The sequence below is a fragment of the Saccharothrix sp. NBAS 001 genome, from assembly GCF_056640475.1.
On record NZ_CM153251.1, the window covers coordinates 5142554 to 5162723 of the forward strand.

Sequence of the window (20170 nt, forward strand, 5' to 3'; positions counted from 1 at the left end):
AAGTGGAGGCGGACCTGGCGACGCCCCCGGGCGGCCGGGGCGACGTGAGGGATCGTCGGGTGACGGGCGTGCGCACCGGTTCCCACGCCGACCGCCACGTCGTGCGACCGCCGGGCGCACGACGTGGCGGAGTCCACAGTGGACTAGCCCTTGACCGCGCCGAGCAGCGGCACGACCTGGTCGATGCCGTAGGGCACGCTCAGCACGGTGTTGAACGAGATCGCCGCGCCGATCGGCGGGTCCAGGTAGGTGAGGAACAGGTCGTGCTTGTCCGCCACGACCTTGAGCCGCTGGTAGGCGGGCACCGCCTTGACCCGGTCCCACGCCGCCTTGTCGAACATCAGCCACACCAGGCGGTCGGCTTCGAGCAGGTCGAGCCGCTCCTCGCTGAACTCCGCGACGTTGCGCTCACCGGCCTGCCGGCCGATCTCGGGCACCAGGTCGAACCCCAACTCCTTGAAGAAGATGGACTTCGGGTCGTGCGGCGCGAACGCGGAGTACTGGCCGGGCTTGAAGCTGTCGGCCGCGACGAGCTTCTGGCCGGCCCACTCGGGGTGTTCGGCCTTCTGCCCGGCGTACCGCTCGGCGACCCCGTCGACCAGCTCCCGCGCCTTGGCCTCCTGCCCGAGCGCCCGCCCGATGTGCAGGGTCTGCTCCTGCCACGGCGCGCCGTAGTCGACGAAGCCCTTGGGCTGGGCGACCACCGGGGCGATCTTGGACAGGACGTCGTACTGCTCCTGCTTCATCCCCGAGTAGACCGCGACGATCAGGTCCGGCTTGAGCTTCGCGACCGCCTCGACGTTGTACTCGTCGCGCTCGCCGACGATCTCCGGCTGCGTGCCGCCCCACAGGTCCTTGGTCCACGGCCAGTTGCCGTACGGGCGCTCCTTGAACCAGTCCACGACGCCGACCGGCTTGACGCCCAGCGCCAGCACCGGATCCTGGTCGGACAGGCCGAGCGTGACCACCTTGGCCGGCGCGGCCTTGACCTCGGTGCGGCCGTACTTGTGCTCGACGGTCACCGGGAACGCGCCGCCGGCGGCGGGTGCGGCGTCGGCGTCGGCCTTGCCGCCGTCGCCGCTCGCGCAGGCGGACAGCGCCAGTGCGGCGACCACCGCGGCCGCGAACAGCCTGGACTTCGTGGACATGCGAGTTCTACCCCTTGAGCGACGTGCGTGGTGGTGGCGCGGCGGACCGCGCCGAAAGCCGGGCGGGAGCCCGGAGGACTCAGGCGTGCCGGGACGCGCTGACGGCGTACGCGGGCTGCGCCGGGACGGCGGGCTCGCGGCGGTCGAGCACGGACTGGAGGATCTCCCCCACCCGCACCGACGTGTTGGACAGCAGCGACGACGAGATGCCGTGCGTGTGCTCCGTGCCGCCCTGCAGGTAGATGCCGCCGAGCACGTCGGCGTCGGTCTCCAGGCGGTAGTCGCGGCCCACCCGCAGGCGGTCGCGCTCGTCGTGCCGGCAGCGGGCGGCCAGGTCGCCCAGCAGGCCCGTCGGGTCGGCCTCGCGGTAGCCGGTGGCGTAGACGACGGCGTCCGCGTCGATCGTGGCGCGCGTCCCGTCGCTCAGCGACTCGACCGTCACCCGCACCCCGCCGGGGTGCTCGTCGAGGTCCGCGACCCGGGACAGGTTCAGCAGCCGCAGGCGCTGCGCGCCCAGCACCTTCTCCCGGTACACCCGCCGGTACAGCTCGGCGATCAGGTCGTGGTCGACCACCGCGTAGTTCGTGTTGCCGTGGTAGTCCATCAGGCGCCGCTTGACGTCCTCGGGCGCGGTGTAGAAGTCGTCCACGGCCGCCGGGTCGAAGATCCGGTTCGCGAACGGGCTGTCGTCGGCCGGGCTGTAGCCGTAGCGGGCGAACACCGCGCACACCTCGGCGTCGCGGAACTTCTCGTGCAGGAACGCGGTCACCTCCGCGCCGCTCTGCCCCGCGCCCACCACGACCAGCCGGCGCGGGTCCGCCAGCGCCTCGACCCGGTGCAGGAAGTCGCGGTTGTGCCAGATCCGCTCGGACTGGGTGACGCCCTCGGGCAGGCAGGCGCGCAAACCCGTTGCCAGCACGAGGTTGCGGGCGCGCCGCAGCTCCACCTCGCCGCCGGGGGTGCGCGAGGTGACGTCGAAGTGGGTGACCACGCCGCCCTCGGCCACGGGCGCGACGGAGACCACGTCGTGGTCGTAGGACACCAGGTCGTCGACCTTGCCGGCGGCCCACTCGAAGTAGTCGTGGAACTCCACGCGCAGCGGGAAGAGGTTCTTGTGGTTGATGAAGTCGACCAGCCTGCCCTGTCCGTGCAGGTAGTTCAGGAAGCTGAAGGAGCTGCTCGGGTTGCGCAACGTCACCAGGTCCTTGAGGAAGGACACCTGCATGGTCGCGTCGTCGATCAGCATGCCGCGGTGCCAGCCGAACCGGGGCTGGCGCTCCAGGAAGTGGGCGGTGACCACGTCTTCGGGGCGCGCGGTGGCGTTGTACTCGGTGACGGCGATCGCGAGCGCCAGGTTCGACGGCCCGAAGCCGACGCCGAGGACGTCGAAGACAGGTGGCTGTGGCATGACCGTCCCATCGGTGCGACAACAGGGAGTGATCGAACTTCGGTTACCCTAACCTAAGTCCTGCACACGTGGGAGTGATCCGGACCTCTCCAACGGTTAGGGTAGCCTCACCTGTCGGCCGGCGGAAGGCTGTCGCGCGGGTGAATGCACCCACCGGGAACCAAGGGCGCGATCCGCCGAGTGGCCCAGCCCCTTCGCGACCCGCGCGGACCCTCGGCCGCGCCGACCCGATCACACCCGCTCCGGGTTCCCGCAGCGGCGACGACCACGCACGTCACGGACACCCCCGAACGGCGCATCGGGTCGCGCCCGCTCGACCCGGGCGGCACGGCGGACGACACTCACAGTCCACTGTGGACAGATTGGTGCCGGAGTCCTGAGTGGACCGGAAGTCAGCGCGCGAGGCGCCAGTGCGGGCCGCCGTAGCGGGTCAACGGGATTCCGGTGCGCAGGACCAGTTCCCGCGCCGCCTCGCCCATCCGCGTGCCGGACAGGGTGCGCCCGTCCTCGGCCTCCAGGACGGCGGGCCGGGTCGCCGCGCGCAGCGCCCGCCACACCGCGGCCCGCTGCTCGACGAGCACCTGGTGCACCTCGGGTCCCACGTCCGGTTCCGACCAGCGCACCGCGAGCCGGCCGCACTCGAAGACCTCGTTGCGGACGCTGGAGCGCAGCAGCTGCACGATCGCCGCGTGGCGCAGTCCCGGGTCGGTGGCCAGGTCGCCGGTCACCTCGACCCCGTCCGGCGGGGCGGCCCCGGCGGGCAGCAGCAGGTGCGCCTGGACCCCGCCGCACTCGGTCGCCTCCCGCGCCTCGGCGTGCAGGTGCACCTGGTGCAGACCGGGCGGGCCGGGGTGGCTGCACAGCCAGCCCGCAGCGGGTAGGGCCTCGCCGACCCGGCGGCCGAGGAGCGCTTCGTCCTCGGGCAGCAGCCACAGGTCGGTCGACTGGGAGCGGGAACCGGGGTAGGGCACCCCCGCAGGATGCCAGGCGGTCAGGCCGGCCAGTTCCTCAGCACGGCGTCCAGCGCGTCCAGCGCCCGCGACCACGACAGGTCCGCGCCGCGCGGGTGGTGGTCGAACCCGCCCGCCGCCTCCAGCCCGACGTACCCGTGGAACGTGCTGTGCAGCAGCCGCACGGCGTCGGTCTGGTCGGGTTCGGGCAGCCGGTAGCCGCGCAGGACCGCCCGGGTCAGGTCGGAGTGCCGCCGGGCGGCACTGGCCTCGGCGACGTCGGGGTCCAGCCGGTACTGCGCGGCGGCGTACCGGCCGGGGTACTGCCGGGCGTAGTCGCGGTAGGCGTCGGCGAACGCCACCAGCGCGTCCTTGCCCGACCGGCCGGCCAGCGCCTCGGCCGCGCGGTCGGCGAGTTCGGCGAGGGCGAGCACGGCCACCCGCGAGCGCAGTTCGTGGGCGCTGCGGATGTGCGAGTACAGGCTCGCGTCCTTGACGCCGAACCGGCGGGCCAGCGCCGACACGGTGACGTTCGCGAAGCCGACCTCGTCGGCCAGCTCCACCGCCGCCCGGGTCAGGCGTTCGGGGGTGATCCCCGCGCGTGCCATCCGGCCCCCGCTACCTAGGAGTGTTAATCATTTGCCTAGGGACTCTAGCCGAAGTTAGCGTGCCCGTCATGAAACCGGCCACCGAACGCGACCTCCGCGCGTCGTTCGTCAACTGCACCAAGGGCGAGGCCAAGCGCCTGGCCGTGCCCCGGGACCTCGACGCGCGGCCGTGGGACGACCTCGACTTCCTGGGCTGGCAGGACCCGGCCTCCGCCGAGCGCAACTACCTCGTCACCGAGTCCGGCGACGGGTTCGTGGGCATCGCGCTGCGCCGGGCCGCGCCGCGCGCCGGGCAGGTCCGGCGCAGCATGTGCTCGCTGTGCCTGACCACGCACCTGGGCGACGGCGTCGCCCTGATGACCGCGCGCAAGGCGGGCAAGCAGGGCCAGCAGGGCAACTCGGTGGGCGCGTACTTCTGCGCCGACCTGGCGTGCTCGCTGTACCTGCGCGGCAAGAAGGACGCCGGTCCGGGCGGGCGCTTCCACGAGTCGCTCCCGCTGGAGCGGCTGATCGAGCGCACCGCGGCCAACCTGGCCGCGTTCCTCGACCGGGTCACCGCCCAGGAGTAGGCCGCCGGCGCGTGCCGACGGTGCGGGCGCGGCCCCGGCCGGACCGACGGCACGCGCGCTGGGTACGTACCCGACGTCGGCGACGACCTGCCGCACCCGCGCCGCGGTGGCCGCGTCCACGTCGGCTCGCCGGCGAGCACGCGGGACACCGCCGCCTCGCTCACCCGGGCGCTGTGGGCGGCTTCGGCGAGGGCGGCCCGCACCGGGCGACGCTCGGCGGACCGCGGCCGTCCGGAACCGGTCCGAACCGATTCCGGGCACGCAGTCAACCGCCCGCCGCACGCAGCGTCAAGGTCCGGTCACGCGAGCAGCGCTCGGCCTTCCGGAGTCAGCTCCGCCGGCGACCACTGTCCGTGACCGTCCAGTTCGACTGGTCGGACCAATCCGGCGTGCGCCAGTTGGCGGGCCGTGGCCTGGTCGGAGCACAGCAACCCGTCCACCCGAAGGTCGGGTTCCTGACTGTGGGTAACCTCGGCGCGCCCGGCCGCGATGGCGCGCAGCATCGCGCGCGCCCGATGGGTCAATTCGTCGTCCATGATCTTTCACCGTTGTCCGCAGGGTTTTACACTCCGGTTATCGCCGCGACGGCCCGAAGTCTTACCGATTATGGTCGGCTGCATGGGATCAGTCGTAGCCGTGAGTCGTAGCGCGGAGTACACATTCACAAAACCCAACCGGGACGGCGTGCGGCTGGTGGCCGGTCTCGGGATCGACGGCGACGTCCACGCCGGCGAGCGGGTGAAGCACCGTTCCCGGGTTCTTCGTGACCCTGAGCAACCAAACCTGCGCCAAGTGCACCTGATGCACGCCGAGCTGCACGACGCGCTCAACGCCCTCGGATTCGACGTCGCCGCAGGTCAGCTGGGCGAGAACATCACCACCCGGGGCGTGGACCTGCTCGGCCTGCCGACCGGCGCCCGGCTGCGGCTCGGCGCGGACGCGGTGGTCGAGGTGACCGGGCTGCGCAACCCGTGCCCGCAGATCGAGGCGTTCCGGGAAGGGCTGCTCAAGCACGTGGTGGGCCGCGACGAGGACGGCAACGTGGTGCGCAAGGCCGGGATCATGTCCGTGGTGCTGGTCGGCGGCGAGGTCCGGCCGGGCGACCCGGTCCTGGTGGAACTGCCCTCGGGCGCGCACACCCCGCTGCTCCCGGTCTAGCCGTGGACCTGGGCGGCGCGGTGGTGCTGGTGACCGGCGCGAGCGGGCACGTCGGGGCGGGCATCGCCCGGAGGTTCGCGCGGGCGGGCGCGGCCGTGGTCGCGCACCACCACCGGGGCGAGGTGTCGGTGGAGGGTGCGCCGGCCGTGCGGGCGGACCTGTCCTCGCCGGCGGAGTGCACGCGGCTGGTGCGCGCGGCTGCGGCCTGGCGGGGGCGGCTGGACGCGGTGGTGAACTGCGCCGGGGTGCAGCCGGTGCGCGAACTGGACGCGATGACCGCCGACGAGTGGCGCGCCGTCGTGGACACGAACGTGACCAGCGCGTTCGCCTGCACGCAGGCCGCCGTCGAGGTGATGCGCGGGACCGGCGGCTCGATCACGCACATCGCGTCGATCGAGGGCAGGCACCCGGCGCACGGGCACGCCCACTACAGCGCCTCGAAGGCGGCGTTGATCATGCACGCCCGCTCGGCGGCGCTGGAGTACGGCCGGTTCGGCGTGCGGGTGAACACCGTGTCGCCGGGCCTGGTCGACCGGCCCGGCCTGGCCGACGACTGGCCGGCGGGCGTCGAGCGGTGGCGGGCCGCCGCGCCGCTGGGGAGGTTGGGCACGCCCGAGGACGTCGGCGACGCGTGCGTGTTCCTGGCGTCGCCGTACGCGTCCTGGATCACCGGCCACGACCTGGTGGTGGACGGCGGGATCGGCGCGCGCCCGACGTGGTGACCGGGCGCGCGCCGAGGTCGCGTCAGGCGACGGCCGTCCCCTCGACCTCCACCAACAGGGTGGGGATCGCCAGCCGGGTCACCCCGAGCATGGTGGTCGTCGGTGCCACCCCCGCCGCGCCCAACCGCGCCGCCAGCACGCCGTAGTGCTGGAAGAGGACGTCGACGTCGGTGGTGTAGACGTTGAGCCGGACCAGGTCGGCCAGGGACATGCCCGCCTCGCCGAGCACCGCCTCCAGGTTGTCCAGGCTCAGCGCCAGTTGCGCCGCCATGTCACCGGCGTGCTGCGGCTCGCCGTCGCCGTTCATCGCGGTCTGCCCGGAGCAGTACAGCGTCCGGGTGGCCTCGGAGACGATCTCCCCCTGGTTGTACCCCAGCTCCTTCGACCACTGCCACGGGTTGACCGCCGTGCGTTCCACTGCCACTTCAGCTCCATTCGATCCACCGACGGCACGTGCGCCGATCGCCTCCGCCGTCGTGGGAGAAGCCTCGCAAGCAATCACGACATCCTGTGTCGTGTATTCCAGTAGAGTTCTGCCGTGCGCGCCGACCGGTTGGTCTCGCTGGTGCTGCTGCTGCGCAGGCACGGCCGACTGTCCGCCGCCACGCTCGCCCGCGAGCTGGAGGTGTCCACCCGCACCGTGCTGCGCGACATCGAGGCGTTGTCCGCGGCCGGCGTCCCGGTCTACGCCGAACGCGGCAGGCACGGCGGGTTCGCGCTGCTGCCGGGCTTCCAGACCGAACTCACCGGGCTGAACCACGACGAGGCGCTGGCCCTGCTGATCGCCGGGGCACGGCGCGGCGCGCAGGCGTTCGGGCTCGGCTCGGCGCTCGCCTCCGCCATGCTCAAGGTGGTCGACGCGCTGCCCGAGCGGCACCGCGAGACCGCGGCCGGCGTGGCCGAGCGGCTGCTCATCGACCCGGAGACCGACCTGCTCTCCCGCCGCGTGGTCGCCGAGGAGGTGCCCGACCGGGTCGTGGCCGAGGTGCGGCGCGCGGTGTTCGCCGGGCACAAGCTGCGCATCCACTACGCGGCGGCGGGCCAGGAGGCGCGGTGGCGCACGGTGGACCCGATCGGCCTGGTCACCGTCCGGGACCAGGGTTACCTGCTGGCCACCAGGTCCGGCGCGGACCGCACCTACCGGCTGTCCCGGGTGCTGGCCGCCGAGGAACTGGCCGAACCGGCGCAGCGGGCGGACCGGGTCGACCTGGACCGGGCCTGGCAGGAGCGCAGCACCCGGTTCCGGGCCGGCGGCGACCAGGTCGCCGTGCTGGTGCGGGTGCACCCGGCGCGGCGCGAGGACCTGGTGGGCACCGCGCTGGCCGTCCTCGCCGAGGCGACCGACCCGGACGGCCGGCTGCGGATGGAGGTGACCTTCCAGGACGCCCGGCACGCCGAGTGGGCCCTGTGGCAGCTCTCCACGAACGCGGAAGCCCTTGCGCCGCAGTCGTTGCGCACCGCCCTGCGCAACCGCGCCGCCGCGCTCGCCGCCCGCTACGCGACCGCGCCCGACGAGCCGCCCGACGACGGCTAGCTGCACGGCCTTGGGAGGCACGCCGACGCACCACCGACCCCGACCGGCAGGCTGCGCCCGGCCCGGTCCGTCGTGGACGACCGGTGGCCGTTGCGGCGTGCGGCGGAACGGTTCCAGGTTTCGGTCTCCACGGCCGGACCGGGTCCCGGCGGACAACGCCCACAGCTCCCAGGCCAACCGCGCCTGCCTGCGCCACCACCGGATCAAGACGACCGTCGACCAGCCCACCGGCGATCGACAGGGAGATCCACAAGCAGCCCACGCCGCCGAGTCGAGTGCGGCATCGACCTGCTCACACAGCACCGGGCGGACGCCACATCTGAGACACGCGTTAGCGGGCCAGGTAGCCGCCGTCCACCGGCAGGATCGCCCCGGTGATGAAGGACGCCTGGTCGGAGGCGAGGAACGCGATGGCGTTGGCCACCTCGTCCGGCTCGCCCAGCCGGCCCAGCGGGTGGGCCTGGGCGATCTCGTCGAGGTACTCCGGGCCGCCGGGTTCGTCGCGCAGCGCCAGCACCCGTCCGGTGCGGATGGTGCCGGGGGCGACCGCGTTGACCCGGATGCCCCGGTGCGCCCACTCGACGGCCAGGTGCATGGTCAGACCGGAGGCGACGAACTTCGCCGGGCCGTAGGTGGCCTGCCTGGCCTGCCCGGCCAGCCCGGAGATCGAGGACACGCAGACGATCGAGCGCACCCCGGCCTCGATGGCGTACTTGCAGGTCAGGAACATGCCCTTGCCGTCGACCGCCATCACCTCGTCCCAGTCCCGCTCGGTGGCCTCGGTGATGTCGAGCAGCGGGATCACGCCCGCGTTGGCCACCAGCACGTCGATCCGGCCGAGGTCGACCGCGGCCTGGACCATGGCCCGCGCGTCGGCGTCCTTGGACACGTCGCCGAGCACCGGGTGGACGTCCACCTCGGCCGCGAGCCGGTCGAGCCCGGCCGCGTCGACGTCGGTCGCCACGACGGTGGCGCCCAGCCGGGCGAACAGCCCGGCGGTGGCCCGGCCGATCCCGCTCGCCGCGCCGGTGACGACGCAGATCTTGCCCGATAAATCGATCACGGCTGCGGCTCCGGGTTCTCGGTGGTGGAGGGTGCGGTGGGAGAGGGTTCGCCGGGGGCGGGTTCGGCGAGGATGGGCTGGGCGATGGCGAACGCCCGGTTGGCGGCGGGCACGCCCGCGTAGACCGCCACCTGCAGCAGCACTTCCTTGATCTCGTCGCGGGTCAGCCCGTTGCGCAGCGCGGCGCGCACGTGCATGGCCAGCTCCGCATCGTGCCCGAGGGTGGCCAGCATCGCCAGCGTGAGGCAGGACCGGGTCCGCCGGTCCAGGCCCGGCCGGGTCCAGATCGAGCCCCACGCGTAGCGGGTGATCAGGTCCTGGAAGTCGGCGGTGAACTCGTCGGTGCGCTCGACCGCGCGGTCCACGTGCGCGTCGCCGAGCACCTCCCGGCGCACCCGCATCCCCTCGTCGTGCTCGCTCACTTCAGGTGCTCCCGCAGGATCTCGGTGACGGCCCGCGCCGCCTCGACGTTGGCCAGGTGGGCGGCGTCCGCCACGACGGACAGCTCCGCGCCGGGGATCGCGTCGGCGATCGCGCGCAGGCAGTCCGGCGGCGTGGCCTCGTCCCGCGCGCCGGCGATCACCGCCGTCGGCGCTTCGATCACCGGCAGCACCGAGCGCAGGTCCAGCGCCCCCAACGCTTCGCAGCACCCGGCGTAACTCTCGTCGTCCACAGTGGACAGCATGTGCTCGAAGCGCGCCACGGTCTCCGGCGAGCGCGCGGCCAGCGCCGGGGTGAACCAGCGCGCCACCACCGCCGGGGCGATCGAGGCGGTGCCGTTCGCGCGGACGGCGGCGGCGCGTTGCTCCCACGGCCGCGCGGTGGCGTAGGTGGCGGTGGTGCAGCACAGGACCAGCCGGTCGATCCGCTCCGGCGCGTGCCCGGCCAGCCACATCCCGACCATCGCGCCCATCGACACGCCGCAGTAGGACACCCGCTGGAAACCCAAGGCGTCCAACAGCTCCAGCACGTCGTCGGCCAGGTCGTCGATCCGGCACGGGCCGGTGGCGGCGGGGCTGCCGCCGTGGCCGCGGTGGTCGTAGCGCAGCACCCGGAAGTCGCGCGCCAGCTCCGGCAGTTGCGGCTCCCACAGCGCGGTGGTGGTGCCCAGCGAGTTGCCGAGCACGACGACCGGCGCGTCCTCGGGTCCGCTCAGCTCGTAGTGCAGCTTCATCTCTCGGCCTTCCCCCGGTGCGCGGCCAGCGCCCGGTCCACGAACTCGCCCGCGCTGCCGACGTACCCGGCCGGGTCCAGCGCCTCGTCGATCTCCCGCTCCGACAGGTCGATCCGCAGGTCCGCCAGCAGCGCCTGGCGCAGCGAGCGGTCGTTGAGCACGGCGGCCCGGCACACCTCGGCGACCAACTCCTGGGCCTCGGTGCGGCCGATCCGGGCGGCCAGCCGCCCGGCGACGTTCTCCGCCATCAGCAGCCCGCCGGTCAGCTCCAGGTTGCGCCGCATCCGGTCCGGGTCGACGCGCAGCCGGGACAGCAGCTCGCGCAGCCCGTGCACCGCGCCGCCGACCAGCCGCAGCAGCTCGGTCACGGTCTGCCACTCGGCGTGCCACGCACCGGCCGCGCGCTCGTGCTCCTGCGCCATCGTGGACAGCACCGTCGACACCAGGCCGGGCACCCGCCGGGTGCCCGCCGTCACCAGCACCGCGCGCACCGGGTTGTGCTTGTGCGGCATGGCCGACGACGTGCCGCCCTCGGCCTCGGCGACCTCCGCGACCTCGGTCTGCGCCAGCAGCACGACGTCCTGCGCGATCTTGCCCAGCACCCCGGACGCGCCGCCCAGCGCGCACGCCAGCTCCGCCACCCGGGTCCGGTCGGTGTGCCACGGGATCAGCGGCGCGGCCAGCCCGAGCTGGGTGGCGAGCTGGTCGACCAGGTCCGGGTCGTCGACGGCGGCCAACGTGCCCGCCGCACCGCCGAACTGGACGGCCAGCCGCCGTTCCCGCACCCGTTCGAGCACCTCGGCGGCCTCGTCCACGGCCACCAGCCAGCCCGCGCACTTGAGGCCGAACGTGGTGGGCAGCGCGTGCTGCGCCAGCGTCCGCCCGGCGATCAGCGTCTCGCGGTGCCGCCGGGCCAGCCGCTCGCACTCCCCGGCGACGCCCGCCAGCCCGTCCAGGATCGGCCCCAGCGCCCGGAACGCCACCAGCGACAGCGCGGTGTCCAGCACGTCCTGGCTGGTCGCGCCGTTGTGCACGGCGGCGCGCCCCTCGGCGGTGACGTGCGCGCCGATCGCCCGGACCAGCGGCACCACCGGGGTGCCGCTGGTCCGGGCCGCCTCGCCGAGCGCGGCCGGGTCGTAGCGGCCGACGTCGATCGCGGTCACCACCATCCGGGCCGCCTGCTCGGACACGATGCCCGCCCGCGCCTGCACGATCGCGAGCGCGCGCTCGAAGTCGAGCATGGCCCGCAGCCACGCCCGGTCGGAGATCTCCGCCTCCACGTCCGGGTCGGTGAACAGCGGCCCGAACAGCTCAGACGTCGAAGAAGACGGTTTCATGCTCCCCTTGCAAGCGGATGTCGAAGTGGTAGCCGAACGGAGCGGGTGCGGCGACCAGCGTGCTCCGCGCGGCCGGGTCGCCGATCGAGCGCAGGACCGGGTCGTCCGCGTTCGCCTCCTCGTCCGGGAAGTAGATCCGGGTGACCAGGCGCACCAGCATGCCCCGGCAGAACACCGACACGTTGAGGTGGGGCGCCTCCCAGCCGTCGGCCGCGGGCAGCGGACCGGGTTTCACGGTGAGCAGGCCCCACCGCCCCCGCTCGTCCGTGGCGGCGCGGCCGAAACCCCGGAAATCCTTCCACCGCACCGCTCCGCGCGGGTCGTCGGGGTGGTCGAACCGGCCGTCCGGGTCGGCCTGCCAGGTCTCCACCACGGCGTCGGGCACCGGTTCGCCCGCGCCGTCGAGCACCCGGCCCTCGATCCGGAACGCTCCCCCGGTGCCCTCGGGCACCACGAACGGGCCGTCCTCCCAGGGCAGGCCGATCGCGAAGAACGGGCCGACCGTCTGCGACGGGGTGGTCTGCAACGGGCCGAGCGGGTTCTCAGTCATCGTCGTCCTCGTCCTCCAGCGGCGTCGGGTTCGTGCCGCGCAGCACGATGTCCCACTGGTACCCCAGGGCCCACTCCGGAATCGTCCGGTCCAGGTCGAACCGCGCGATCATCGCCTCGCGCGCGCGGGGGTCGCGCACCGAGTTGAAGATCGGGTCCTGGTGGAACAGCGGGTCGCCCGGGAAGTACATCTGGGTGATCAGCCGCTGGGTGAAGGCGGTGCCGAACAGCGAGAAGTGGATGTGCGCCGGGCGCCACGCGTTGTCGTGGTTGCGCCACGGGTACGCGCCGGGCTGGATCGTGGTGAACGAGTAGCGGCCGTCGGCGTCGGTGATCGTGCGGCCGACGCCGGTGAAGTTCGGGTCCAGCGGCGCGGGGTGCCGGTCGCCGTCGTGCCGGTAGCGCCCGCCCGCGTTGGCCTGCCACACCTCCAGCAGGGTGCCGGCGACCGGTCGCCCGTCGCCGTCGAGCACCCGGCCGGAGACGATGATCCGCTGGCCCTGCGGCTCGCCGTCGTGGCCCGCGGTCAGGTCGTTGTCGTCCGGTCCGACCCGGCCCTCGCCGAGCAGCGGCCCGGTGATCTCGCCGAGCCGCTGGGGCAGCAGCGCCAACGGCCGGTGCGGGTGCCGGGCCCGGTTGGACCGGTAGTCCGGCCAGCTCACCGGCGGCTGGGAGCCGGTGTCCCGCCGGTAGTGCGGCGTGGTGGTGTCGAGTGGCACCGCGCCCTCCTGTTCGTCTGCGCCGAGGCGGTGGTCCGGCCGGTCGTCGGCACGACGGGCCGCATCGGGGGTGGTCGGACCGTAAGTTCGGCCATTCGGCCGGTCAACGGCCGGTTCCACTGATCGGAAGGCCGAAACCCCTGCCTTCTGAACCACGCCCGGCCGCCGGCCGAAGGGGGAGGTGTCCGCACGCTCGCACGTCCACCGGAGGGATCGAGCATGTCCACACCGCTCACGAGGGGTCGGGGCAAACGCTTGGCGGCGGCGCTGGGCGCGGTCGGGTGCGCCGCGCTGGCCGCCGGACTGGTCGGGGCGTCCGGCCCGGCGGGGGCGTCGAGCCACCGCGAAGCACCGCTGATCGCGGGCGACCCGGCCGTCGACAACACCGACGTCTACGCGTTCACCAGCCCCGAGGACCAGGACACCGTCACGCTCGTGGCGAACTTCTCGCCGTTCCAGGAGCCCAACGGCGGCCCCAACTTCTACCCGTTCGCCACCGACGCCCGCTACGACCTCGACGTCGACAACGACGGCGACGCGAAGGCCGACCTGACCTACCGGTTCACGTTCCAGACCGAGGACAAGCGCGGCAAGTCCACGTTCCTGTACGCCGACGGCGTCGTCACCACGCTGGACGACGAGAACCTGCTGTTCCGCCAGTCCTACACGCTGGAGGTCGTCGACCAGCGGGGCAACGCGAAGAAGCTGGTGCAGCACGGCAAGGTCGCGCCGTCCAACACCGGCCCGAAGTCGATGCCGGACTACGGCGCGCTGCGCGACCAGGCGATCACGTCGGCGCAGGGCGGCCTGAAGGTCTACGCCGGGCAGGCCGACGACTCGTTCTTCCTCGACCTGCGAGTGTTCGACCTGCTCTACGGCGGCGACCTGTCCGAGGTCGGCCAGGACACGCTGCGCGGCTTCAACGCCAACACCATCGCGTTGCAGATCCCCAAGCGGTGGTTGGCGCTCAAGGGCGACCCCCGGCGCAACCCGGTGATCGGCGTGTGGAGCGACACCGAACGCCGCTCGATGCAGCTGTCCCCCGGCAAGTACCAGGCGCACGGCGACTGGGTCCAGGTCTCGCGCCTGGGCAACCCGCTGGTCAACGAGGTCGTGGTGCCGGCGGCGCTGAAGGACCGGTTCAACTCGCTCACCCCGGACCAGGACGGCGAGGTCGAGGAGCTGGTCGACCGGGTCACCGACCCGGAGCTGCCGCGACTGGTCGAGTCGATCTACCGGGTGCCCGCGCCCAAGGGCAACCGGGACGACCTGGTGGAGATCTTCCTGACCGGCATCACCACCAAGCTCAAGGGCCCGATCCAGGCCGACCTGAACTCGCAGCTGGACAACGCGGACGTGAACCCGAAGCGGTTCGCGCCCTCCGAGCAGCTGCGGCTGAACATGGGCACGCCGGTCGCCGCCGACCCGAACCGGCTGGGCGTACTGGCCAAGGACTTCCCGGGCTTCCCGAACGGCCGCCGGCTCACCGACGACGTCGTGGACATCTCCTTGCAGGCGTTGGAAGGCGCGGCGGTGAGCGGAGTCGTGCAGGCCCTGGCCGCCGGCGACAAGGTCGACTCCAACGAGAACGCGTTCGGCCGGACGTTCCCGTACGTGGCGCTGCCCAACAACACCTCGGTCAACGCGGGCGCGGCCGAGGTCGCCATCAGGCCCACGGCGGGCGCGGCCGAGGTCGCCATCAGGCCCACGGCGGGCGCGTCGGGCATGCCGACCGCGCCGCTGGTGAGCGGGCTGCTCGCGGTCCTGCTGATCGGCGCGGGGTTCTGGGTGTTCCGCAACCGCGCCAAGCCGACGACCGCCCCCACCGAGTAGCCCTCGCCCCGAGGGGGCGCGCGTTCGCGCCGCGCCCCCTCGGGGTCCTCTCCCCGGAGGATCACCATGATCCGGCTCATCGCCGTCACGGCCATCGTCGGCGGGATCGCGCTCCTGGCCACCGCCGTCTCCGCACTGTCCACTCCGGACACTCCCCCGCCGCCGGCCACCGCCGTGGAGACCGCCTTGCACCGCGGCATCTCCGCCGCGCAGGACAAGCTGCGCCGCACGCCGTCCGACGCCGTGACGTGGGCTTCGCTGGGTGCCGCCTACGTCGAGCAGGCCCGGGTGACCGGCGACCCGGCCTACTACGCCAAGGCGCAGGGCGCGCTCGACACGTCGTTGCGGCACCGCCCGGACAACGGGTGGGCGCTGACCGGCACGGGCGCGTTGGCCAACGCCCGCCACGACTTCGCCGCCGCCCACGACCTCGCCGTGCGCGCCACGGCCGCGCTGCCGGACACCGCCGCCGGGTACGGCGTGCCGGCGGACGCGGCGACCCAGCTGGGCTCCGCCGCCGAGGCGACCGCCGCCGTGCAGCGGATGCTGGACCTGGAACCGGGCGTGCCGTCGTTCACCCGGGCCGCGTACGACCTGGAGCAGCGCGGGGACGTCGCCGGCGCGCGGGCGGCGCTGGAACGCGCCCTGGCCGCCGCCGTGACGCCCGCCGAGATCGTGTTCTGCCGGTACCACCTGGGCGAGCCGGCGTTCGACAACGGCGACCCCGACGCGGCGGCCGAGCACTACGGGCAGGCCCTGCTGGTCGACCCGCGGGACGTGATGTCGTCGCAGGGCAGGGCGAAGGTGTCCGCCGCGCACGGCCGGCTGGACGAGGCGCTCGCCGGCTACCACGACCTGGTCGCGCGTTCGCCGTTGCCGCAGCTCGTGCACGAGTACGCGAACCTGCTGCGCCGGGCCGGCCGGGGCGACCAGGCCGGCGGGCAGTTCGGCCTGCTGGAGCGGCAGTTCGACCTGCTGCGGGCGGCGGGCGGCGCGGACGACCTGGCCGCGTCCTCGGTCGCCGCCGACCGGGGCGACGCGGCCACCGCGCTGCGGCTGGCGCAGGCCGAGTGGTCGCGCCGGCAGCACCCCCTGGTCGCCGACGCCCTGGCGTGGGCGCTGCACCTGAACGGGCAGGACGAACAGGCGTTGGGCTACGCGGACCGCGCCGCCGCGTCCGGTTGGCGCAACGCGGTCTTCGCCTTCCACCGGGGCACGGTGCCGGCCGCGCTGGGACGTCCCGAGGCGGCGGCCACCCTGGACGAGGCGGTGCGGATCAACCCCCACTTCGGGGACGCGCCGGCGGCGCGCGCGACGTTGGCGGGGTTGCGATGAGGGCGTTGCCGCTGCTGGTCCTCCTCGGCGGTCTGCTGCTCGCCGGGGCCGGGACCGCGTCCGCGCACCCGCTGGGCAACTTCACCGTCAACCACTACCGGGGGATCACCGTGCACCCGGACCGCGTGACGTTGCGGGCCGTGGTCGACGCGGCGGAAATCCCCACCCTGCAAGAACGTCCGGCCGACGTGCCGGGGTACGCGGAGCGGGAGTGCGCGGCCCTGGCGCGGGCCACGACCGTCGAGGTGGACGGGCGCGGGGGGCCGGTCGTGGTGCGGTCCGGCGCGGTGGAGTTCCCGGCGGGCGAGGCCGGGCTGCCCACCACGCGGCTGACCTGCCTGGTGGACGCGGAGGCGGGCGGGGAGACCGTGCTGGTGCGCGACGCGTACCGGGGCGACCGGGTCGGGTGGCACGAGATGACGGCGGTCGGCGACGGGGTGGCGCTGGTCGACCCGCCGGTGCCCGGGGTGAGCGCGAGCGGTGAGCTGCGGACCTACCCGGAGGACCTGCTGGCCGATCCGGTGGACGTCCGGTCGGTGCAGTTGCGGGTGCGGCCCGGCGCGGGCGGCGCGGCGGCCGGGGCTGCGGTGGACGGGAGCCCGTCGCTGTTGGCGGCGGCGACGGCGACGTTCACGTCGTTCGCGGGGGCGCGGGACCTGACGCCGTGGGTCGGGGTGCCGGCGGTGCTGCTGTCGCTGGTGCTGGGTGCGTCGCACGCGGCGCTGCCGGGGCACGGGAAGACGGTGATCGCGGCCTACCTGGCGGGCCGGGACGGGACGCCCCGGGATGCGGTGGTGGTGGGCGCGACCGTGACGCTCACGCACACCGCCGGGGTGCTGGTGCTCGGGTTGGTGATCAGCGCGACCAGCGCGCTGGCGGGCGAGTCGGTGTTGCGCCGACTCGGCCTGGTGAGCGGCCTGCTGGTGGCGGCCATCGGCGCGACCCTGCTCCGCTCCGCCCTCCGCGCCCGCCCGACCCGCGCCATGGCCCACGCCGGCCCCGTCTCCCTTGGACATGGACATGGACACGGACACGGTCACGGGTTCCGGCTCGGGCGTGGAGGGCTGGTGGGGATGGGGGTGGCGGGCGGTCTGGTGCCGAGCCCGTCGGCGCTGGTCGTGCTGCTGGGCGCGATCGCCTTGGGGCGCACGTGGTTCGGCGTGCTGCTGGTGCTCGGCTACGGCCTGGGCATGGCCGCGACCCTCACCGCCGTGGGTCTGCTGCTGGTCCGGCTGCGCGACCGGCTGGCCGCCGTCGAGCGCGTGCGCGACCGGTTCACCGCGCTGCCCGCGCTCACCGCCGGACTGGTGCTCGTGGTGGGCCTCAGCCTCATCCTGCGGTCGCTCCCGGTCTAGGGTGGCCGTGCCACGCTTGAGGGGCCGCGCGCCAGCGGCTCCACCCGCCACGAGGACGTCGCACATGTCCGAACCACCCCGGCCCGACTCGATCCGCGTGCTGCTGGTCGAGGACCACGACATGGTGGCCGAGGCGATCGGGCTGGCGCTCCAGCGCGATCCCGGGGTCGTCGTCGTGGCCGCGGTCCGGTCCATCGCCACCGCGCTGGAGGCCACCGCGCGGCACCGCCCGGACGTGGTGGTGCTCGACCGCAGGCTGCCCGACGGGGACGGCGTCGCCGCGATCCCCGCGCTGCGCGGGTCGGGGGCGCGGGTGCTGGTGCTGACCGGTGAGGCGAGCGCGGCGGTGGCCGCCCGGGTGGTGGACGCCGGCGGCGCCGGGCTGGTGCTCAAGTCCGCGCGGCTGGACGAGCTGGCCGAGGCGGTGCGCCGGGTCGCGAAGGGCGAGGCGGTGTTCGAGGGCGGCCTGCTCACCGGCGTGCTCGACCGGCTCACCGGGCGCGCCGCGGCCGCCGGGGCGTCGCTCACCGCGCGGGAACGTGAAACCTTGTCACTGCTGGCGGACGGGGCGTCCACCGACGAGATCGGGCAGCGGCTCGGCGTCGCCCGCAACACCGTGCGCAACCACGTGCAGCGGGTGCTCGACAAGCTCGGCGCGCGGTCGAAGCTGGAGGCGGTGTCCATCGCCCGCCGCGAAGGTCTCGTGGACTGAACCCGGCGAACGGGACCCGCACCACCGGTCACGCGGTGCTTCTGGTGCATCCGCACTAGGCGCGGTGACACCGTTGCGTCTCGCCGCCGACGACGACGTGCCGCATAGTGCGATCGTGGATCTCCCTGCGGCCGGCCAGGTGGCGGACTTCAGCCCGCCGGGCGGTCCCGGCACCGCGGCCCTGGCCCGCGACTTCACCCGCCGGACGCTGCTCGACTGGGACTACCGGGGCGGCCACGACGACGTGGTGCTCGTCGTCTCCGAACTCGTCGCCAACGCCTGCCGGCACGCCGGCGGCCCGACCGCGCTGCGGCTGACCTTCGGCCCGGACGGCGTGCTGGTCGAGGTGGGCGACGGCAGCCCCGTCCACCCCTGGCTGCGTCCGCACGGCGCGGACGGCGGCTGGGGCATCGCCCTGGTCGACCGGCTGAGCCGCCAGTGGGGCGTGACACCACACGGCGAGGGGAAGGTCGTGTGGTGCGAACTGGGCTAGCGCCGCGGGTGGTGCACAGTACTCGTATGGCGAGCCCACCCCGACGGCGTCCGGACCCCATGCCCGAGTCGGCGTTCCAGCTGCTGGTGGAGGGCGTGGTCGACTACGCGATCTTCATGCTGGACCCCGCCGGGCACATCGTGAGCTGGAACTCCGGCGCGGAGCGCATCAAGGGCTACCGCGCGGACGAGATCCTCGGCCGGCACTTCTCCACGTTCTACCCGCGCGAGGACGTCATCGCGGGCAAGCCGGACCGCGAGCTGGAGGCCGCCATCGCCGACGGGCGGCTGGAGGACGAGGGCTGGCGGCTGCGCAAGGACGGCACCCGGTTCTGGGCGAACGTGGTGATCACCGCCCTGTTCGACGACACCGGCCGGCTGCACGGGTTCGGCAAGGTCACCCGGGACATGACCGAGCGCCGCCGCGCCGAGCGGGAACTGCTGGAGCGCCGCCGGCTGGTCACCCACCTGGTCGAGGCGCAGGAACTGGAGCGGCGGCGGATCGCGTGGGACGTGCACGACGACTCGATCCAGGCGATGGTCGCCGTCGGGATGCGCCTGCAACTGCTCGAAGGACGGCTGGGCGAGGAGCACGCCGGCACCGTGCGCAAGCTCGACGACGCGGTGCGCGGCGCGACCGCCCGGCTGCGCGCCCTGGTGTTCCGCCTGCGCCCGCCGGACATCGACCACAACGGCCTGGTGCGCGCGATGGAGGAGTACCTGGGCGACGTCGCGCCCGCGTGGGGCCTGTCCGGCACCGTCCGGGACGACCTGCGGCGCGAGCCCCCGCGCGAAGCCGCGATCACCATCTTCCGGATCTTCCAGGAAGCACTGGCCAACGTGCACAAGCACGCCCAGGCGTCCGCGGTCGAGGTCTCGCTGTCGACGGCGGACCACGGCACGCTCGTGGAGGTCGCGGACGACGGCGTCGGCGTCGGGGCCACCGCCGTCACCGCCGTGCAGGCCGGTCTGGAGCACTTCGGCATGCTGGAGATGCGGGAGCGCGCCGAGACCGCGGGCGGCTGGTGGACCTTCGCCGACCGACCCGGCGGCGGCACCGCCGTCCGGTTCTGGCTGCCCACCACAGTGCCGTGACCCGCGTCCTGGTCTGCGACGACGACCCCATGATCGGCGAGGCGCTCCAGGAGGTGCTGGAGGCCGAGTCCGACCTGACCGTGGTCGCCGTCGCCCGCACCGCGCCCGAAGCCCTCGACCTGACCGCCCGGCATTCACCCGATGTGGTGGTGTTGGACGTCCGGATGCCGGGCGGCGGCGGCGCGCTGGTCGCCCGCGAACTCCGGCACCGCTGGCCGGACGTGCGGGTCATGGTGTTCTCCGCGCACACCGACCCGGCCACGATCTCGGAGATGCGCCACAACGGCGTGGCCGAGTACTTGGTGAAGGGCGTGCCGAACGCGGAGATCGTGGACACCGTGCGCCGGCTGGGTCGAGCACCGCTCGGAGAGTTGTGAGCGCTTCCAGCCTCCCGTAACGTCGTGTGGCG

General features: G+C 73.8%; 23 protein-coding genes. 11 read left to right on the top strand and 12 right to left on the bottom strand.

Annotated features, from left to right (window positions below; all coding sequences use genetic code 11):
- Window positions 1-143: 143 nt before the first annotated feature.
- The 4 genes from AC0HI0_RS21205 to AC0HI0_RS21220 all read right to left on the bottom strand — a co-directional run bounded on the left by AC0HI0_RS21205 (window position 144) and on the right by AC0HI0_RS21220 (window position 4114).
- Window positions 144-1148, bottom strand: a complete 1005-nt coding sequence (locus AC0HI0_RS21205) for an iron-siderophore ABC transporter substrate-binding protein (RefSeq protein WP_480934116.1) — start codon at window positions 1146-1148, stop codon at window positions 144-146.
- A gap of 79 nt (window positions 1149-1227) precedes the next feature.
- On the bottom strand, window positions 1228-2556 hold the full coding sequence (locus AC0HI0_RS21210) for a lysine N(6)-hydroxylase/L-ornithine N(5)-oxygenase family protein (protein ID WP_480934117.1): 1329 nt from the start codon (window positions 2554-2556) through the stop codon (window positions 1228-1230).
- Window positions 2557-2948: 392 nt separating this feature from the next.
- Entirely contained in the window at window positions 2949-3527 is a 579-nt protein-coding gene (locus AC0HI0_RS21215) for a hypothetical protein (RefSeq protein WP_480934118.1), read from the bottom strand.
- Between the two features lie 20 nt (window positions 3528-3547).
- Window positions 3548-4114 (bottom strand): TetR/AcrR family transcriptional regulator, encoded by a 567-nt coding sequence (locus AC0HI0_RS21220; RefSeq protein WP_480934119.1) that lies wholly within the window; start codon window positions 4112-4114, stop codon window positions 3548-3550.
- Window positions 4115-4182: 68 nt separating this feature from the next.
- On the opposite strand from AC0HI0_RS21220, the gene AC0HI0_RS21225 reads away from it, so the two are divergent.
- A complete protein-coding gene (locus AC0HI0_RS21225) occupies window positions 4183-4683 on the top strand; it encodes an FBP domain-containing protein (protein WP_480934120.1) in 501 nt (166 codons plus the stop codon).
- Between the two features lie 299 nt (window positions 4684-4982).
- Here AC0HI0_RS21225 and AC0HI0_RS21230 read toward each other — a convergent pair whose 3' ends face one another.
- Window positions 4983-5219, bottom strand: a complete 237-nt coding sequence (locus tag AC0HI0_RS21230) for a hypothetical protein (RefSeq protein WP_480934121.1) — start codon at window positions 5217-5219, stop codon at window positions 4983-4985.
- Window positions 5220-5475: 256 nt separating this feature from the next.
- Here AC0HI0_RS21230 and AC0HI0_RS21235 point away from each other — a divergent pair, with 256 nt between their 5' ends.
- Together AC0HI0_RS21235 and AC0HI0_RS21240 are read left to right on the top strand one after the other, a co-directional pair.
- Window positions 5476-5841 (top strand): MOSC domain-containing protein, encoded by a 366-nt coding sequence (locus tag AC0HI0_RS21235; RefSeq protein WP_480934122.1) that lies wholly within the window; start codon window positions 5476-5478, stop codon window positions 5839-5841.
- A 2-nt stretch (window positions 5842-5843) separates the two neighbouring features.
- Window positions 5844-6563 carry an SDR family NAD(P)-dependent oxidoreductase gene (locus AC0HI0_RS21240; RefSeq protein ID WP_480934123.1) on the top strand — a complete coding sequence of 240 codons (720 nt, stop codon included), beginning with the start codon at window positions 5844-5846 and terminating at the stop codon, window positions 6561-6563.
- 22 nt (window positions 6564-6585) lie between these two features.
- On the opposite strand, the gene AC0HI0_RS21245 is transcribed toward AC0HI0_RS21240, so the two are convergent.
- Window positions 6586-6981, bottom strand: coding sequence for a RidA family protein (locus tag AC0HI0_RS21245; protein ID WP_480934351.1), 396 nt, complete (start codon window positions 6979-6981; stop codon window positions 6586-6588).
- A gap of 120 nt (window positions 6982-7101) precedes the next feature.
- Between AC0HI0_RS21245 and AC0HI0_RS21250 the strand changes: the two genes are divergently transcribed.
- The gene (locus AC0HI0_RS21250; protein WP_480934124.1) at window positions 7102-8097 is read left to right on the top strand and encodes a helix-turn-helix transcriptional regulator; all 996 of its coding nucleotides are present in this window, start codon (window positions 7102-7104) and stop codon (window positions 8095-8097) included.
- 331 nt (window positions 8098-8428) lie between these two features.
- On the opposite strand, the gene AC0HI0_RS21255 is transcribed toward AC0HI0_RS21250, so the two are convergent.
- The 6 genes from AC0HI0_RS21255 to pcaH are packed head-to-tail and all read right to left on the bottom strand — an operon-like array spanning window position 8429 to window position 12939.
- Entirely contained in the window at window positions 8429-9160 is a 732-nt protein-coding gene (locus AC0HI0_RS21255; protein WP_480934125.1) for an SDR family NAD(P)-dependent oxidoreductase, read from the bottom strand.
- Window positions 9157-9561, bottom strand: a complete 405-nt coding sequence (gene pcaC / locus AC0HI0_RS21260) for a 4-carboxymuconolactone decarboxylase (RefSeq protein WP_480934352.1) — start codon at window positions 9559-9561, stop codon at window positions 9157-9159. The genes AC0HI0_RS21255 and pcaC overlap by 4 nt, the downstream gene beginning before the upstream one ends.
- A 17-nt stretch (window positions 9562-9578) precedes the next feature.
- Window positions 9579-10334, bottom strand: a complete 756-nt coding sequence (pcaD, locus tag AC0HI0_RS21265; RefSeq protein ID WP_480934126.1) for a 3-oxoadipate enol-lactonase — start codon at window positions 10332-10334, stop codon at window positions 9579-9581.
- Window positions 10331-11671: a 3-carboxy-cis,cis-muconate cycloisomerase gene (pcaB, locus tag AC0HI0_RS21270; protein ID WP_480934127.1), complete on the bottom strand. Its 1341-nt coding sequence runs from the start codon at window positions 11669-11671 to the stop codon at window positions 10331-10333. The genes pcaD and pcaB overlap by 4 nt, the downstream gene beginning before the upstream one ends.
- Entirely contained in the window at window positions 11646-12221 is a 576-nt protein-coding gene (gene pcaG / locus AC0HI0_RS21275) for a protocatechuate 3,4-dioxygenase subunit alpha (protein ID WP_480934128.1), read from the bottom strand. Before pcaG ends, pcaB begins: the two co-directional genes overlap by 26 nt.
- Complete coding sequence (gene pcaH / locus AC0HI0_RS21280; RefSeq protein WP_480934129.1) at window positions 12214-12939, bottom strand: protocatechuate 3,4-dioxygenase subunit beta; 726 nt, start codon at window positions 12937-12939, stop codon at window positions 12214-12216. The genes pcaG and pcaH overlap by 8 nt, the downstream gene beginning before the upstream one ends.
- A 219-nt stretch (window positions 12940-13158) precedes the next feature.
- Here pcaH and AC0HI0_RS21285 point away from each other — a divergent pair, with 219 nt between their 5' ends.
- From AC0HI0_RS21285 to AC0HI0_RS21315, 7 genes are all read left to right on the top strand, one after another.
- Window positions 13159-14772 carry a DUF4331 domain-containing protein gene (locus AC0HI0_RS21285; RefSeq protein WP_480934130.1) on the top strand — a complete coding sequence of 538 codons (1614 nt, stop codon included), beginning with the start codon at window positions 13159-13161 and terminating at the stop codon, window positions 14770-14772.
- A 66-nt stretch (window positions 14773-14838) separates the two neighbouring features.
- Window positions 14839-16107, top strand: a complete 1269-nt coding sequence (locus AC0HI0_RS21290; RefSeq protein ID WP_480934131.1) for a tetratricopeptide repeat protein — start codon at window positions 14839-14841, stop codon at window positions 16105-16107.
- Window positions 16104-17462: a nickel/cobalt transporter gene (locus AC0HI0_RS21295; protein ID WP_480934132.1), complete on the top strand. Its 1359-nt coding sequence runs from the start codon at window positions 16104-16106 to the stop codon at window positions 17460-17462. The genes AC0HI0_RS21290 and AC0HI0_RS21295 overlap by 4 nt, the downstream gene beginning before the upstream one ends.
- Window positions 17463-17526: 64 nt before the next feature.
- Window positions 17527-18174, top strand: a complete 648-nt coding sequence (locus AC0HI0_RS21300) for a response regulator transcription factor (RefSeq protein ID WP_480934133.1) — start codon at window positions 17527-17529, stop codon at window positions 18172-18174.
- 64 nt (window positions 18175-18238) lie between these two features.
- Window positions 18239-18667: an ATP-binding protein gene (locus AC0HI0_RS21305; RefSeq protein ID WP_480934134.1), complete on the top strand. Its 429-nt coding sequence runs from the start codon at window positions 18239-18241 to the stop codon at window positions 18665-18667.
- A 26-nt stretch (window positions 18668-18693) separates the two neighbouring features.
- Complete coding sequence (locus AC0HI0_RS21310; RefSeq protein WP_480934135.1) at window positions 18694-19761, top strand: PAS domain-containing sensor histidine kinase; 1068 nt, start codon at window positions 18694-18696, stop codon at window positions 19759-19761.
- Window positions 19758-20138, top strand: a complete 381-nt coding sequence (locus AC0HI0_RS21315) for a response regulator (RefSeq protein ID WP_480934136.1) — start codon at window positions 19758-19760, stop codon at window positions 20136-20138. The genes AC0HI0_RS21310 and AC0HI0_RS21315 overlap by 4 nt, the downstream gene beginning before the upstream one ends.
- The last annotated feature ends 32 nt before the right edge of the window (window positions 20139-20170 follow it).

Bases quoted from the DNA above. Each gene is read 5' to 3' on its own strand.
- pcaC (WP_480934352.1), bottom strand. From the start codon at position 9,561: ATGCGGGTGCGCCGGGAGGTGCTCGGCGACGCGCACGTGGACCGCGCG.
- AC0HI0_RS21220 (WP_480934119.1), bottom strand. From the start codon at position 4,114: ATGGCACGCGCGGGGATCACCCCCGAACGCCTGACCCGGGCGGCGGTG.
- AC0HI0_RS21285 (WP_480934130.1), top strand. From the start codon at position 13,159: ATGTCCACACCGCTCACGAGGGGTCGGGGCAAACGCTTGGCGGCGGCG.
- pcaB (WP_480934127.1), bottom strand. From the start codon at position 11,671: ATGAAACCGTCTTCTTCGACGTCTGAGCTGTTCGGGCCGCTGTTCACC.
- pcaG (WP_480934128.1), bottom strand. From the start codon at position 12,221: ATGACTGAGAACCCGCTCGGCCCGTTGCAGACCACCCCGTCGCAGACG.
- AC0HI0_RS21295 (WP_480934132.1), top strand. From the start codon at position 16,104: ATGAGGGCGTTGCCGCTGCTGGTCCTCCTCGGCGGTCTGCTGCTCGCC.
- AC0HI0_RS21205 (WP_480934116.1), bottom strand. From the start codon at position 1,148: ATGTCCACGAAGTCCAGGCTGTTCGCGGCCGCGGTGGTCGCCGCACTG.
- AC0HI0_RS21230 (WP_480934121.1), bottom strand. From the start codon at position 5,219: ATGGACGACGAATTGACCCATCGGGCGCGCGCGATGCTGCGCGCCATC.
- AC0HI0_RS21300 (WP_480934133.1), top strand. From the start codon at position 17,527: ATGTCCGAACCACCCCGGCCCGACTCGATCCGCGTGCTGCTGGTCGAG.
- AC0HI0_RS21225 (WP_480934120.1), top strand. From the start codon at position 4,183: ATGAAACCGGCCACCGAACGCGACCTCCGCGCGTCGTTCGTCAACTGC.
- pcaD (WP_480934126.1), bottom strand. From the start codon at position 10,334: ATGAAGCTGCACTACGAGCTGAGCGGACCCGAGGACGCGCCGGTCGTC.
- AC0HI0_RS21290 (WP_480934131.1), top strand. From the start codon at position 14,839: ATGATCCGGCTCATCGCCGTCACGGCCATCGTCGGCGGGATCGCGCTC.
- AC0HI0_RS21210 (WP_480934117.1), bottom strand. From the start codon at position 2,556: ATGCCACAGCCACCTGTCTTCGACGTCCTCGGCGTCGGCTTCGGGCCG.
- AC0HI0_RS21310 (WP_480934135.1), top strand. From the start codon at position 18,694: ATGGCGAGCCCACCCCGACGGCGTCCGGACCCCATGCCCGAGTCGGCG.